Raw genomic sequence first — 14,571 nt, forward strand, 5'->3', positions numbered from 1 at the left:
TTCTAGCATCTATTCAATAAGGGTTAGCCTAAACCAGTACCTTCCCAGCTTAGCTGAATCAGCCCTTTTACGACGAATCCAGCACAACCAAGAGACAGCACCAACCATACTATTCTACGACCAAAAGTGGGAACATTGCCGGCGTGAAGTACATCTTTTATCGCCATACCAATCAGAAAAAAAACTGAAGCGAATAATAGATCGAGACCAATAGACTCAAGCATGTTCATGTAGTCGTAAAGCATGGTATCCCTTTATGCCAATTTACTTGCGCTGCACTATACCATTGTTAAAAGCCAAAGTTAATGTGGAAGCATCTCACTTTGTACTTAAGCGATAAATTTCCGAATAGTTCGTAGAACTTCCTCTGGTTTTTCAGCGTGTAGCCAATGCCCGGTGTTGGCGATAATGTGTGCTTTTGCGTGTGTAAATTGGGCTTGAATTTGGCTTTGATATTCGCCAGTTAGGTAGTCTGAATTCGCACCTTTAACAAATAAAGTTGGGGTCGATATGGAATTGATCGCCTGCCAACCTAAAATGTCGTGATAGTTGTTCAACAAGTGTTGTACGTTGAATCGCCACGCTAGGTGATCACCATGTTTATACAGGGATTTGCTTAAGAATTGGCGCACACCTTCGAGCTCTATATGTTGCTCCAATATGCTTAGTGCCTCTTTGCGACTGCTTGGCTTGACTGCTTCAACTGCTTTTAATCCGGCAAAAACGTTGTTATGTCGATTTTGAGTGTAACGAACTGGCGCCATATCAAGAACAATTAGTTTTTCAACATTTGGTTCGAGAAGCTCAGCCACTTTTATTGCGACTTTTCCGCCCATAGAGTGACCGATCAGCGTAAAACGTTCAATTGCTAGATGCTGTAGTAAAGCTTGGACATCTTTAGCTTGAGTCTGGTAATCATGCTGTGTTGAATGGAACGATTGCCCATGGTTGCGAAGATCAAGGCTAAGAACTTGATGGTCCTGTTTTAAGTTGCGTGCGAGTAGGCCAAGATTATCAAGATTTCCGAATAATCCGTGGATCAAGATTATGGTGTGACCCTCACCTTCGAGTTTGTAGTTCAGCAGTTGTGACATTTTATCTTATTCGTGACTGGTTTAACGTAGAGTCTGAGAGAAGATCTCGCTATAATCACCACAGAGTTTAAACATAGAGATTGTGAAAAGCGAATGAAAACAATTGAGGTTGATGAGGATCTATACCGTTACATCGCAGGTCAAACCCAACACATTGGTGAGAGTGCTTCAGATATTTTGCGTCGTTTGTTGAATGTTGATGGAGATGTTTCCGTAGAGGCTCCATTGGTAATGAACCCATCACAAGGTATTGTGGTAAGCAAAGATGCAATGAAAGATGTGCAGGTGGATTGCGTTAAAGAAATGCGCTCTCTGTTAATCTCGGATGAATTTGCTGGTCTTAAAAAAGCGATAGATCGCTTTATGATGGTGTTGTCCACTCTGCATCGTCTCGACTCTGAGGGCTTCTCTGAGGCGACTCAAGTAAAAGGTCGCAAACGTGTATATTTTGCAGAGAGTGAGCAAACCTTGCTTGCTAGCGGCAATACGACGAAACCGAAAGCGATACCAGCATCGCCGTTTTGGGTTATTACGAATAGTAATACAAGTCGTAAGAGACAAATGGTTGAGCAACTTATGTCTCGCATGAGTTTCCCAGCAGATTTGATTGAGAAAGTGACTAACTCGATCTAATCCACAAAATTAATCGCCTCATAATTCGCTAAGTTTTATGGGGCTTTTTACATACCCAAGTGACTTTGCAGGATTCAGAGTTTTGTCACATTAATAGACTGTGTTTCTGATTCTCAACTTAGAACCACTAGATCTTTGAATCAGCGAGTTGTCTATTAACTTAACAATTCTCGCTGAACCAAGCATCTCGAGGTTACTTGGGTATACTTGTTTATTTAGAAAGGATGTCAAAATGGCTATGCACCCACGAGCTGGACAGAAGGCTCAACAGAAGGATCTGCACAATATCCCGGCGTTAGTTTCTAATTATTTCCTGCTGCAGCCAGATCCAAGTAACTCGGCACATAAAGTCGAATTTGGAACATCAGGTCACCGTGGTACTGCTGATAGATCGACGTTTAATGAGAACCATATTTTGGCCATCGCTCAAGCAATTTCAGAAGTTCGTGCTGAGCAAGGAACAACTGGTCCGTTGTTCGTTGGTAAAGATACCCATGCGTTATCTGAGCCTGCATTTGCCAGTGTGATTGAAGTGCTGATTGCAAATGGTATTGAGGTAATCGTTCAACAAAACAACGGTTACACACCAACACCAGGGGTATCGCATGCTATTTTGACTTACAACCTCGCTAATGAAGATAAAGCTGACGGTATTGTTATTACCCCATCACATAACCCCCCGCAAGATGGTGGTATTAAATATAACCCTACCCATGGTGGACCTGCGGAAGACCAACTGACCAAAGCGATAGAAAACCGCGCTAACGTGCTAATCGCAGAAGGTCTGCAAGGCGTAAAACGTATGCCTTTGGCTGAAGCAAAAAATTCACAGCTGTTGAAGCAAATCGATTTGGTTAAACCATACATTGATGACCTAATCAATGTTATCGATATGCAGGCAATTCAAAAAGCGAATCTAAAGTTGGGTGTCGATCCATTGGGCGGCAGTGGCATTGATTACTGGCGTCAGATTTCAACGGCATACGATTTAGATTTAACCTTGGTCAATGACGCGATTGATCCAAGCTTTCAGTTTATGTCGCTAGATAAAGATGGCGTAATACGAATGGATTGCTCATCGCCATACGCAATGGCGGGTCTATTAGCACTAAAAGACGACTACGATCTCGCGTTTGGTAATGATCCAGATTACGATCGCCACGGCATTGTCACGTCGAAAGGTTTAATGAACCCTAACCATTTCTTAGCGGTGTGCATTGATTATCTATACCGTCATCGTGAAGGATGGGGACGCGATGTTGCCGTGGGTAAAACATTAGTTTCAAGTGCTTTAATTGACCGTGTTGTGGCGGATCTTGGGCGTGAACTGTGTGAAGTACCAGTCGGCTTTAAGTGGTTTGTTGATGGTCTCTACAGCGGCAAGTTTGGCTTTGGTGGTGAAGAGAGCGCAGGCGCATCATTCCTACGTAAAGATGGCACGCCATGGGCAACTGACAAAGATGGCATAATACTATGCTTACTGGCTGCGGAAATCACGGCAGTAACAGGCAAAAACCCACAACAGTATTATGAAGAACTTGCACAGAAGCATGGTGAGTCGCAATACAATCGTATTCAAGCTGTCGCTAATGGACCGCAAAAAGCAGTATTAAAGAAGCTTAGCCCAGCTAGAGTCTCAGCTGAGACTCTAGCTGGGGATGCAATAACTGCGCGTCTGACACATGCGCCGGGTAATGGTGCAGCTATCGGTGGTCTTAAAGTAACAACAGAGAATGGCTGGTTTGCTGCGCGTCCTTCTGGCACGGAAGACATTTATAAAATTTACTGTGAAAGCTTTAAAGGTGAAGTGCATCTAAAGCAAATTGAAGCAGAAGCGCAAGAGATCGTAAATCAAGTGTTTAAAGACGCAGGGTTATAACGTTCATTGTTATGCATGCTAACAGTTTGATTGTAAAGGCAGCCGATAGGGTTGCCTTTATTTATTTGGCCAGCAATCAGGAACAACGAACCAAAATTTTCCATCATTTGTTTGTCCGTGAATAAACTTATTGGGGCTTGGGTAAACTAACGGAGCATCTTTATCTTTTCCTGTCGCCCAACGGATTTTCGGCAATTCAAACAGCGGTTGTCCAATTTTCGATGCTTGAGAGTAATAGCACCAATGCCCATTGATTTGGCTTGGGTTAAGTTTGTATCCAAGGCAATGGCTGGGGATTCGTTCTTCGAAAAATGGGTTGATGTACAGGCGACCTTGCATCAATAGATGATGATCATCGACGTTTAACTCTGGGTATTGTTGTCGGAAGATATCACTGTTGGACATAGCCAGCTGATGGCTAAGCATTCGATGCAATTTTTTGTCGAGTTGATCATGCGCGTTGGGACCATACCAAACACCTTGATGCAGCAAATAAAATTTTACTGCCACTTCCCAATGTTCGATATGTTGATTGAGTTGATTACGTACCATTAAGTCTATAGCGCCCAACGTTTTCCCTTGTTTAGACAGTTGAATCTCTTCGAGCAATACGTTGTAGTGAGGACTTAATTCAAATGCCTGAGTGCAAAGATGCTGATAAACAAAGCCTAGCCTTGAGTTGCCTTGATAAATGGCGTTACTACTGAGTGGTAATGATGACAGTGAGCGTAAATCACAGAAAACATCATCGTGCTCAATGAGGGTCGGGCTGGTGGTAATCCAACGATAAAATTCGTTTAGAGCGCTCATACTGATCCACTATCAAAAAATGGGGTTTATTTCGACATTCCAGAGTGAAGTTGTTATAACTTCGCTTAAGTCAGGATACTGGAAAGTAAGATGGATAATCTACAACTAGAAAAAATACTTAACCAAAAGTTATCTCCTCAGCTAATTAAAGACTACTGTCCAAATGGGCTGCAAGTTGAAGGCAAATCCGAGATCAAAAAAATTGTCACAGGTGTGACCGCATCACAGGCACTGATTGATAAAGCTGTAGAACTTGGTGCGGATGCATTATTGGTGCACCACGGTTATTTTTGGAAAGGCGAGCCAGAGTCTATTCGAGGTATGAAAGGTAAACGGATTCGAACCTTGATTAAAAACGATATTAATTTAATTGGTTACCATTTACCGCTCGATATTCATCCGGAGCTGGGTAACAACGCTGAATTAGCGCGCTTGCTTGAAATTGAAGTCGAAGGGGGGATGGAAGGGCACCCTCAGTCGGTTGCAATGTATGGGCGCTTAAAACGCCCTCTAACAGGCGAACAGCTCACTGATAGGATAGCCCTAGCATTAGGGCGAGTTCCGCTGCATATCACCACTGGGAGCGTAGACAAGGCTATTGAAACAGTAGGTTGGTGTACAGGCGGCGGTCAGGATTATATTGAATTGGCGGCTCAATTGGGTTTGGATGCGTTCATTTCTGGCGAAATCTCTGAGCGCACAACGTATACAGCTCGTGAACAAGACATTCACTATTATTCAGCAGGGCATCACGCAACAGAGCGTTATGGCATTAAGGCATTAGGCGAATGGTTGGCCAGTGAACATGGTTTTGATGTTACCTTCGTTGATATTGATAATCCGGTTTAGTCACGCTTTCTATCTCTGTTTAGATAACAAAAAGGTTGACCATCAGGTCAACCTTTTTCAGTTTAAGCCAATTAACAATGGGCTTATTCGCGCTCATGCAGTGGGCGGAACTCACGCAGAGTTTCACCAGTGTACAGCTGGCGTGGACGACCGATACGGTTTTCAGGATCACTGTGCATTTCGTTCCAGTGTGCTATCCAACCGATAGTTCGAGACATCGCAAAAATTACTGTAAACATTGAAACCGGAATTCCGATAGCTTTCAGGATAATACCTGAGTAGAAATCGACGTTCGGATACAGTTTTTTCGATACGAAGTATTCATCTGACAAAGCAATACGTTCCAGTTCCATAGCAACATCAAGCAATGGATCTTGAATATTTAACTCGGTAAGAACTTCATGGCACGCTTCACGCATTACTGTTGCGCGAGGGTCGTAGTTTTTATAAACACGGTGACCAAAGCCCATAAGGCGGAATGGATCGTCTTTATCTTTTGCGCGGTCAACAAATTCAGGAATGTTATCAACACTGCCAATTTCCTCGAGCATTTTTAAACATGCTTCGTTTGCACCACCGTGTGCAGGTCCCCATAGAGAAGCGATACCGGCTGCGATACAGGCAAATGGGTTAGCACCGGAGGAACCCGCTAAACGTACTGTTGATGTAGACGCGTTTTGTTCGTGATCTGCGTGCAATGTAAAGATTTTGTCCATTGCTCGAGCGACGACTGGATTCACTTCGTATTCTTCACATGGGTTTGCGAACATCATGTGTAAGAAGTTTTCAGCGTAGTTCAAGTCGTTACGCGGATAGATGAATGGTTGACCTACTGAGTACTTATAACACATGGCAGCTAATGTAGGCATCTTCGAGATGAGACGATACGCAGCAATTTCCCTGTGTAGGTCGTTATTGATGTCAAGTGAATCGTGATAGAAGGCAGCAAGTGCGCCGACTACTCCACACATAACAGCCATTGGGTGAGCATCACGGCGGAAACCGTGGAAGAAGCTAGCAATTTGCTCATGCACCATTGTATGGCGTGTTACTGTCGTTTTGAACCGCTCGTATTGCTCTCGGGTTGGGGCTTCACCGTAAAGAAGAATATAACACACTTCTAAATAATCAGCGTTGTTCGCTAATTGATCGATAGGAAAACCACGGTGCAATAGCACCCCTTTTCCGCCATCGATGTAAGTGATTTGAGATTCACAAGATGCAGTGGAAAGAAAACCTGGGTCAAACGTAAAGTAGCCATTAGCCCCTAGTTTGCGAACATCAATTACTTGAGGACCAATCGTCCCATCCATAATCGGTAGTTCGACGGGCGCTTTACCTTCAATATGAAGGGTCGCTTTCTTATCCGCCATAACAATCTCCTTTGTTTATTATTTAATCCATCCAGGATGTTTGTGTGCCATTTTTGTACGTCTGTTCGTTACTAAAGTCAATAAATCTCCTCTGATGTGTGCTCTTGTTATTATTTTTTACGCACATTAAGTTAAAAACCTGTTCTGTGTAGCAAAAATTGTTACGTTAATTGTATTAGAATGTTGCCAACCGTATATTGGTAACGTGAAATTTGGGAGAAACCTAATAAATTCAAGGGTTGAAAGAATTATAATTCAAATATTCAAGACTTGTTGTTAACAACTTATTTACATTTAACTGGGTGTTATTAGGGGTTATTTGTTAATAGTGTGTTATCATTTTAGTGGGTTCAGCGACCAATTTCGTCAATAACTATAAATGCTCTAGTGAGCTGAGTGAGCAAGCCCGTGAAAGAAAGAAAGTCAAGACCTGTAAACCTAGACTTGCAAACCATACACTTTCCGATCACTGCTATCGCATCTATTCTCCACCGAGTAACAGGTGTGATCACATTTGTAGCAGTCGGTATCCTATTGTGGTTGCTGTCTTTATCTTTATCATCCCCCGTCGGATATATGAAAGCTGTTGACATTGTTGATGGTTGGTTCGTGACGTTTATCCTATGGGGAATACTTACCGCTTTAGCCTATCACATCGTCGGTGGTGTACGTCATCTACTAATGGACTTAGGCTATTTTGAAGAACTCGATACTGGCGCCATGAGTGTGAAAGTGTCATTCGGTATAACAGCTGCGCTGTCTCTTTTAGCGGGGGTATTGGTATGGTAAACCATGTTTCATCATTTGGTCGTAATGGTGTGCACGATTTTCTATTGATTCGTGCAACTGCGATCATTATGACACTGTATACGATTTATCTAGTGAGCTTCTGTGCGTTCACTGATATTTCATACGCATCTTGGACTCAGTTTTTTGCTGGGAACTTCACCAAAGCCTTCACCATGATCGCCCTGACTTGTGTGTTGATTCATGCTTGGATTGGCATGTGGCAGGTTCTTACCGATTACATCAAATGCACTAAATTGCGTGGTGGGTTACAAGTCGGTGTAGTGGCGTTGTTGCTTGGTTATTTCTTCTCTGGTCTGTTTATTCTGTGGGGTGCGTAAGTGTCTATTCCAATTCGTGAATTCGATGCCGTGGTAATCGGCGCAGGCGGTGCAGGTATGCGCGCTGCACTACAAATTTCAGAGCAAGGTCTAACCTGTGCTCTACTTTCAAAAGTTTTCCCAACTCGCTCACATACCGTGTCTGCTCAAGGTGGTATCACGGTTGCGCTAGGTAATGCGCACGAAGACCATTGGGAGCAACATATGTACGATACCGTCAAAGGCTCCGACTATATCGGTGACCAAGATGCGATCGAATATATGTGTAAGAACGGTCCAGAATCAGTTATCGAGCTTGAGAAGATGGGTTTACCGTTTTCTCGTTTCGACAATGGTACGATTTATCAGCGCCCATTTGGGGGGCAATCGAAAAACTTTGGCGGTGAACAAGCGGCGCGTACAGCTGCAGCCGCTGACCGTACAGGCCATGCTCTATTGCATACCTTGTATCAACAAAACATCAAACACAAAACCACGATATTTTCTGAGTGGTATGCTCTTGATTTGGTTAAAAATGAAGACGGTGCAGTTCTAGGTTGTACCGCACTTTGCATGGAAACTGGTGAAGTGTGCTATTTCAAATCTAAGGCGACGATTCTCGCCACTGGTGGTGCAGGTCGAATTTACGCTTCTACTACCAATGCGCATATTAATACTGGCGATGGTGTTGGCATGGCAATTCGTGCAGGCGTGCCAATGCAAGATATTGAAATGTGGCAGTTCCACCCAACAGGCATCGCTGGAGCGGGCGTATTGGTGACGGAAGGTTGTCGTGGCGAAGGTGGTTATCTACTCAACAAAGACGGCGAGCGCTTTATGGAGCGTTACGCGCCAAATGCCAAAGATTTGGCCGGTCGTGACGTTGTTGCTCGCTCGATGATGATCGAAATTCGTGAAGGTCGTGGCTGTGATGGTCCTTGGGGTCCTCACATCAAGCTAAAACTTGACCATTTAGGTAAAGAAACATTGGAATCGCGTCTTCCGGGCGTATGTGAACTGTCACGTACCTTTGCTCACGTTGATCCAGTGAAAGAACCTATTCCAGTTATTCCTACTTGTCATTACATGATGGGTGGTGTTCCAACACAAGTATCTGGTCAAGCGATTAAGCAAGATGAAGCAGGCAATGATGTTGAAATTCAAGGCTTGTTTGCTTGTGGTGAAATCGCTTCCGTATCGGTGCATGGCGCTAACCGTTTAGGTGGTAACTCATTGCTTGACCTTGTGGTATTTGGTCGCGCAACTGGTTTACATCTTGGTGAGGTCCTTGATAAACAAGCTGAGGCGAAACTGGCAACAGATGCGGATATTGAGCGTTCACTTGAACGTTACAATCGTTGGGAAAACAGTACCGACGGTGAAGATCCTGCGGAGATTCGTAAAGATCTTCAGCAATGCATGCAAAATAACTTCTCGGTATTCCGTGAAGGGGATGCTATGGCTAAAGGTCTTGAGGAACTGAAAGTGATCCGCGAGCGCCTGAAGAATGCTCACCTTGCAGATAAGTCGACAGAGTTTAACACTCAGCGTGTTGAGTGCCTTGAGTTAGATAACTTAATGGAAACGGCTTATGCGACAGCGGTTGCGGCGAACTTCCGTACCGAAAGTCGTGGTGCGCATGCTCGCTTTGACTTCCCTGATAGGGATGATGAGCAGTGGCTATGTCACTCCATTTACAACCCTGAGACTGAAGCAATGTCTAAGCGTGGTGTGAATATGGAACCTGTACATCGTGAAGCTTTCCCGCCGAAAGCTCGTACATACTAAGGGAGGATAGATGATGAAATTGAACTTCTCTTTGTATCGCTATAATCCGGATATTGACAAAAAGCCGTACATGAAAGACTACACTCTTGAGGTAGAAGAAGGCTCAGACATGATGCTTTTGGATGCGCTTATTCTACTGAAAGAACAAGATCCAACTATTTCGTTCCGCCGCTCTTGCCGTGAGGGTGTTTGTGGTTCAGATGGTCTGAACATGAACGGTAAAAATGGTTTGGCGTGTATCACTCCACTTTCTGCCCTTGGGGGAGAGAATATAGTGATTCGTCCACTACCTGGCTTGCCAGTGGTGCGTGACTTGATCGTCGATATGACTCAGTTCTACGATAACTATGCCAAAGTAAAACCGTTCTTAATTAATGATGGGGCAACGCCACCATCACGTGAGAACCTTCAAGTACCTGATGAGCGTGCTCATTTAGACGGTTTATACGAATGTATTATGTGTGCATGTTGTACCACTTCATGCCCATCGTTCTGGTGGAATCCAGACAAATTTATTGGTCCAGCAGGTCTTTTAGCGGCCTATCGTTGGCTAATAGATAGCCGAGATACCGCAACTGATGAACGATTGTCCGAACTCGATGACGCATTTAGTGTTTTTCGTTGCCATGGCATCATGAATTGTGTAAGTGTTTGTCCTAAGGGACTAAACCCGACTAAGGCGATTGGGCACATCAAATCGATGTTAGTGAACCGCTCGGTTTAGTGAAGTAATTAGAATACCGCTATTCATTACAGTGGGTAGCGGTTGATTCAATGTAAGTGCGGGATAGACCGCGGTAAACGTGAAAACTACTGGTTAAGGGAAAATATGCACAACGGTGTGATGAAGGCATGGCTCGAGTCTTCACACTTGGCTGGCGCTAATGCAACATACGTAGAAGATCTCTACGAACTGTATCTCAGTGATCCTGATCTGGTAAGTGAGGAGTGGATTCGTGTATTTGATGGTTTACCTAAACCATCGACTGATGTGGTGGAACAACCACACTCACGTGTCCGTGATTACTTCCGTCGACTCGCTCAAGAAACAAAGCATTACAATGTCCAAGTTAGTGACCCCGATGTCGATGCGAAACAAGTAAAAGTTCTCCAGCTCATTAACGCGTACCGCTTCCGCGGGCACGAAGCAGCTGATCTTGATCCCCTCGGTTTATGGCAACGCCCTCTCGTAGCTGAGTTAGACCCATCCTTCCACAATCTTAATGAAGACGACCTAGAAGAAACCTTTAATGTGGGTTCATTTGCGATTGGTCAAGAGACCATGAAGCTTAAGGACATCTACTCTTCATTGGAAAAAATCTATTGCGGTTCTATCGGTGCAGAGTACATGCACATTATAGATACCGAGCAAAAACGTTGGATTCAACAGCGTGTGGAATCAGTGGTTGGTCAACCGACATTCACTGCAGAAGAAAAACGCGATTTTCTTGAAGAGCTAACCGCAGCTGAAGGTCTCGAGCGCTATTTGGGTGCAAAATTTCCGGGTGCCAAACGCTTTTCATTAGAAGGTGGTGATGCACTGATTCCTATGACCAAAGAGTTGATTCGTCATGCTGGTAAGAGTGGCATGCGCGAAGTGGTTATTGGTATGGCTCACCGCGGTCGTTTGAACATGTTAGTCAATGTTCTGGGTAAGAAACCACAAGATTTATTTGATGAGTTTGCGGGCAAGCACGGCGAATCATGGGGAACGGGTGATGTGAAGTATCACCAAGGTTTCTCGGCTGACTTTGCTACTCCAGGTGGTGATGTACACTTAGCGTTAGCATTTAACCCATCTCACTTAGAAATTGTAAATCCGGTAGTTATTGGCTCGGTGCGTGCTCGTCAAGACCGCCTAGGTGATAAAAACGGCAGTACGGTTCTTCCTATTACCATTCACGGTGACTCGGCGATTGCTGGTCAAGGCGTTGTAGCTGAGACATTTAACATGTCGCAATCTCGTGGCTATCGTGTCGGTGGTACGGTACGTATTGTTGTCAACAACCAAGTTGGTTTTACAACTTCAAACCCTCGTGATATGCGTTCGACTATGTACTGTACCGATATTGCCAAGATGGTACAGGCTCCGATTTTTCACGTGAATGCAGACGATCCAGAAGCGGTTGCATTTGTTACTCGTCTTGCTTTGGATTATCGCAACGAGTTTAAACGAGATGTGGTCATTGATCTTGTTTGCTACCGCCGTCATGGTCATAACGAAGCTGATGAGCCAAACGCAACTCAGCCAATTATGTATCAAAAGATCAAAAAACATCCAACCCCTCGTAAGTTGTACGCAGATGTTTTGATTGAGCGCGGTGACAACGACATTGAAACTGCAACGCTAATGATCAATGAATATCGAGACGCGTTAGATCGTGGCGATATTGTTGTTAAAGAATGGCGTCCGATGGCACTGCACTCGGTTGATTGGTCTCCTTATCTCGGTCACGACTGGGACACGCCATGGCAGAGCCAATACGATAAAGAGCGCTTGGTTGACCTAGGTCTTCGCCTATGCCAATACCCAGACAGTCACAAACTGCAAAGTCGTGTAAACAAGCTTTATAACGATCGCTTGTCGATGATGAGTGGTGAGAAGCCTGTTGATTGGGGTATGGCAGAAACATTGGCATATGCGACATTGGTTGATGACGGTAAACGCATTCGTATTTCTGGGCAGGATTCAGGTCGTGGTACCTTCTTCCATCGCCATTCGGTATTGCACAATCAATCAGATGCAAGCACCTATATCCCGTTGGCAAACCTTCATGATAAACAGGGTCCTTTCCAAGTGATTGACTCTGTATTATCAGAAGAAGCAGTACTTGCATTTGAGTACGGTTATGCAACGGCGGAACCAAGTGGTTTAACTGTTTGGGAAGCCCAGTTTGGTGACTTTGCCAATGGTGCTCAAGTTGTGATTGACCAGTTTATTTCTTCTGGTGAGCAGAAATGGGCACGCTTATGTGGTCTAACTATGCTGTTGCCACATGGTTATGAAGGTCAAGGTCCGGAGCACTCTTCGGCTCGTTTAGAGCGTTACCTACAGTTATGTGCAGAGCAGAATATGCAGGTTGTTGTACCATCAACGCCAGCACAGGTTTATCACATGATTCGTCGTCAAGTGGTTCGTCCAATGCGTCGACCTTTGATAGTGATGTCACCGAAATCTTTGCTTCGTCACCCATTATGTATTTCTAGTCTTGATGATCTGTCTGATGGCACTTTCCTACCTGCTATTCCGGAGATTGATACTCTTGAGCCAAGCAAGGTGAAACGCGTGGTGTTCTGTTCAGGTAAGGTTTACTACGACTTACTAGACCAACGCCGCAAGAACGAGCAAGAAGATGTGGCTATCGTGCGTATTGAGCAGCTCTATCCATTCCCATTGGAAGATGTGAAAGAAGCTATCGCTCAGTACACCAATGTTGAAGATTTTGTTTGGTGCCAAGAAGAGCCTCAAAACCAAGGTGCTTGGTATTGTAGCCAACATAACTTCCGTGCAGCTATTCCAGCAGGCGCTGACCTCAAATATGCAGGTCGCCCAGCATCGGCTTCTCCGGCGGTAGGTTACATGTCGGTTCATTTGAAACAACAAAAAGCGTTGGTTGAAGACGCTCTGACCACTGGTTCTAATACATTAGATTCCCAAACCTCAGATAAAGAACTAGAAGTATAAGGAAGATAGAAATGACAATTGAAATTCTGGTTCCAGATTTACCTGAATCAGTCGCTGACGCAACCGTCGCTACTTGGCACAAACAACCGGGTGATATGGTTGAACGTGACGAAGTACTTGTTGATATCGAAACCGATAAGGTCGTGCTTGAAGTGCCAGCACCAGAATCGGGTGTTTTGGAAGCGATCATCGAAGTTGATGGTGCGACAGTACTTTCTAAACAGCTTCTCGCAAGACTTAAGCCCGGTGCTGTTGCTGGTGAGCCAACAACAGATACCACTGAAGATACACAAGCGTCACCTGATAAACGTCATAAGGCTTCTCTTTCTGAGGAGAGTAATGATGCACTGAGCCCTGCGGTTCGCCGTCTATTGGCTGAACATGGCCTGGAACCTTCACAAGTGAAAGGTACAGGGGTAGGTGGTCGTATCACGCGTGAAGATATCGATGCTCACTTGGCGAGAGCGAAATCTGAACCAACAGTGGCTGAAGTGGTTGAACAAGCACCAGCGACAGCGCGTAGCCAAAAGCGCGTGCCAATGACTCGTCTGCGTAAGACAGTGGCTAACCGTTTACTTCAAGCGAAGAACAGTACAGCAATGCTGACAACTTTCAACGAAGTCAACATGAAGCCAATTATGGATCTTCGTAAGCAATACAAAGACCAGTTTGAAGAGCGTCATGGTATTCGCCTCGGTTTCATGTCTTTCTACGTGAAAGCGGTAACGGAAGCGCTTAAACGTTATCCGGAAGTGAATGCTTCACTTGATGGTGAAGATATTGTTTACCACAACTATTTTGATATCAGTATGGCGGTATCAACGCCACGTGGTCTTGTTACTCCAGTACTTAAAGACTGTGACACACTAGGTTTTGCTGATGTAGAAAAAGGCATCAAGGAGCTGGCAATCAAAGGTCGTGATGGCAAGTTAACGGTTGATGAGTTGATCGGCGGTAACTTCACAATCACTAACGGTGGTGTGTTTGGTTCGTTGATGTCTACACCAATCATCAACCCGCCGCAATCCGCTATCTTGGGTATGCATAAGATCCAAGATCGTCCGATGGCTGTTGATGGCAAGGTAGAAATTCTACCAATGATGTATTTGGCTCTATCTTATGACCATCGCCTTATTGATGGACGTGAGTCAGTTGGCTTCTTAGTGACCATTAAAGAGTTACTTGAAGACCCAGCGCGTCTCTTGTTAGACGTTTAATATCGCTAAAACGTCGAGTTGTCTTTGATGGCTCGACGCTTATAGCTTACGGGGCTAGACTAGCTCAACTGTCTGGTCTTAATTGAATCTTATTGCGATTGATTTGAGAAGACGCTACGGATGAATTTGGTAAAACT

13 protein-coding genes are annotated in these 14,571 nt (G+C 44.5%); 9 read left to right on the plus strand and 4 right to left on the minus strand.

Annotation, left to right across the window (positions count from 1 at the left end):
* Positions 1-23: 23 nt before the first annotated feature.
* Positions 24-245: a DUF2788 domain-containing protein gene (locus L4C38_RS16445; protein ID WP_428798644.1), complete on the minus strand. Its 222-nt coding sequence runs from the start codon at positions 243-245 to the stop codon at positions 24-26.
* An 84-nt stretch (positions 246-329) separates the two neighbouring features.
* Positions 330-1,094 (minus strand): alpha/beta fold hydrolase, encoded by a 765-nt coding sequence (locus tag L4C38_RS16450; protein WP_428798645.1) that lies wholly within the window; start codon positions 1,092-1,094, stop codon positions 330-332.
* Between the two features lie 93 nt (positions 1,095-1,187).
* Between L4C38_RS16450 and seqA the strand changes: the two genes are divergently transcribed.
* Both seqA and pgm read left to right on the plus strand, forming a co-directional pair.
* Positions 1,188-1,727, plus strand: a complete 540-nt coding sequence (gene seqA, locus L4C38_RS16455; RefSeq protein ID WP_428798646.1) for a replication initiation negative regulator SeqA — start codon at positions 1,188-1,190, stop codon at positions 1,725-1,727.
* A gap of 232 nt (positions 1,728-1,959) precedes the next feature.
* On the plus strand, positions 1,960-3,606 hold the full coding sequence (pgm, locus tag L4C38_RS16460; protein WP_428798647.1) for a phosphoglucomutase (alpha-D-glucose-1,6-bisphosphate-dependent): 1,647 nt from the start codon (positions 1,960-1,962) through the stop codon (positions 3,604-3,606).
* A 57-nt stretch (positions 3,607-3,663) separates the two neighbouring features.
* On the opposite strand, the gene L4C38_RS16465 is transcribed toward pgm, so the two are convergent.
* A complete protein-coding gene (locus tag L4C38_RS16465) occupies positions 3,664-4,416 on the minus strand; it encodes a DUF1853 family protein (protein WP_428798648.1) in 753 nt (250 codons plus the stop codon).
* A gap of 90 nt (positions 4,417-4,506) precedes the next feature.
* Here L4C38_RS16465 and L4C38_RS16470 point away from each other — a divergent pair, with 90 nt between their 5' ends.
* Positions 4,507-5,265 carry a Nif3-like dinuclear metal center hexameric protein gene (locus tag L4C38_RS16470; RefSeq protein ID WP_428798649.1) on the plus strand — a complete coding sequence of 253 codons (759 nt, stop codon included), beginning with the start codon at positions 4,507-4,509 and terminating at the stop codon, positions 5,263-5,265.
* Between the two features lie 83 nt (positions 5,266-5,348).
* On the opposite strand, the gene L4C38_RS16475 is transcribed toward L4C38_RS16470, so the two are convergent.
* Entirely contained in the window at positions 5,349-6,638 is a 1,290-nt protein-coding gene (locus L4C38_RS16475) for a citrate synthase (RefSeq protein WP_428798650.1), read from the minus strand.
* Between the two features lie 396 nt (positions 6,639-7,034).
* On the opposite strand from L4C38_RS16475, the gene sdhC reads away from it, so the two are divergent.
* The 6 genes from sdhC to odhB all read left to right on the plus strand — a co-directional run bounded on the left by sdhC (position 7,035) and on the right by odhB (position 14,434).
* On the plus strand, positions 7,035-7,427 hold the full coding sequence (sdhC, locus tag L4C38_RS16480) for a succinate dehydrogenase cytochrome b556 subunit (RefSeq protein ID WP_428798651.1): 393 nt from the start codon (positions 7,035-7,037) through the stop codon (positions 7,425-7,427).
* Positions 7,421-7,765 carry a succinate dehydrogenase, hydrophobic membrane anchor protein gene (gene sdhD / locus L4C38_RS16485; protein ID WP_428798652.1) on the plus strand — a complete coding sequence of 115 codons (345 nt, stop codon included), beginning with the start codon at positions 7,421-7,423 and terminating at the stop codon, positions 7,763-7,765. Before sdhC ends, sdhD begins: the two co-directional genes overlap by 7 nt.
* Entirely contained in the window at positions 7,766-9,532 is a 1,767-nt protein-coding gene (gene sdhA / locus L4C38_RS16490) for a succinate dehydrogenase flavoprotein subunit (RefSeq protein WP_428798653.1), read from the plus strand. It abuts the gene before it with no gap.
* Positions 9,533-9,545: 13 nt separating this feature from the next.
* On the plus strand, positions 9,546-10,256 hold the full coding sequence (locus L4C38_RS16495) for a succinate dehydrogenase iron-sulfur subunit (RefSeq protein WP_428798733.1): 711 nt from the start codon (positions 9,546-9,548) through the stop codon (positions 10,254-10,256).
* Between the two features lie 105 nt (positions 10,257-10,361).
* Positions 10,362-13,217, plus strand: coding sequence for a 2-oxoglutarate dehydrogenase E1 component (sucA, locus tag L4C38_RS16500; protein WP_428798734.1), 2,856 nt, complete (start codon positions 10,362-10,364; stop codon positions 13,215-13,217).
* Between the two features lie 11 nt (positions 13,218-13,228).
* On the plus strand, positions 13,229-14,434 hold the full coding sequence (odhB, locus tag L4C38_RS16505) for a 2-oxoglutarate dehydrogenase complex dihydrolipoyllysine-residue succinyltransferase (RefSeq protein WP_428798654.1): 1,206 nt from the start codon (positions 13,229-13,231) through the stop codon (positions 14,432-14,434).
* Positions 14,435-14,571: the final 137 nt, after the last annotated feature.

It is taken from the genome of Vibrio kasasachensis (assembly GCF_050337565.1).
Classification (GTDB): Bacteria; Pseudomonadota; Gammaproteobacteria; order Enterobacterales; family Vibrionaceae; genus Vibrio; species Vibrio kasasachensis.

What these genes read in the sequence shown, in the direction of transcription:
- pgm (WP_428798647.1), top strand. Translation starts at nt 1,960, where the DNA reads ATGGCTATGCACCCACGAGCTGGACAGAAGGCTCAACAGAAGGATCTG.
- L4C38_RS16465 (WP_428798648.1), bottom strand. Translation starts at nt 4,416, where the DNA reads ATGAGCGCTCTAAACGAATTTTATCGTTGGATTACCACCAGCCCGACC.
- L4C38_RS16450 (WP_428798645.1), bottom strand. Translation starts at nt 1,094, where the DNA reads ATGTCACAACTGCTGAACTACAAACTCGAAGGTGAGGGTCACACCATA.
- L4C38_RS16470 (WP_428798649.1), top strand. Translation starts at nt 4,507, where the DNA reads ATGGATAATCTACAACTAGAAAAAATACTTAACCAAAAGTTATCTCCT.
- sdhD (WP_428798652.1), top strand. Translation starts at nt 7,421, where the DNA reads ATGGTAAACCATGTTTCATCATTTGGTCGTAATGGTGTGCACGATTTT.
- seqA (WP_428798646.1), top strand. Translation starts at nt 1,188, where the DNA reads ATGAAAACAATTGAGGTTGATGAGGATCTATACCGTTACATCGCAGGT.
- L4C38_RS16445 (WP_428798644.1), bottom strand. Translation starts at nt 245, where the DNA reads ATGCTTTACGACTACATGAACATGCTTGAGTCTATTGGTCTCGATCTA.
- L4C38_RS16475 (WP_428798650.1), bottom strand. Translation starts at nt 6,638, where the DNA reads ATGGCGGATAAGAAAGCGACCCTTCATATTGAAGGTAAAGCGCCCGTC.
- odhB (WP_428798654.1), top strand. Translation starts at nt 13,229, where the DNA reads ATGACAATTGAAATTCTGGTTCCAGATTTACCTGAATCAGTCGCTGAC.
- L4C38_RS16495 (WP_428798733.1), top strand. Translation starts at nt 9,546, where the DNA reads ATGAAATTGAACTTCTCTTTGTATCGCTATAATCCGGATATTGACAAA.
- sucA (WP_428798734.1), top strand. Translation starts at nt 10,362, where the DNA reads ATGCACAACGGTGTGATGAAGGCATGGCTCGAGTCTTCACACTTGGCT.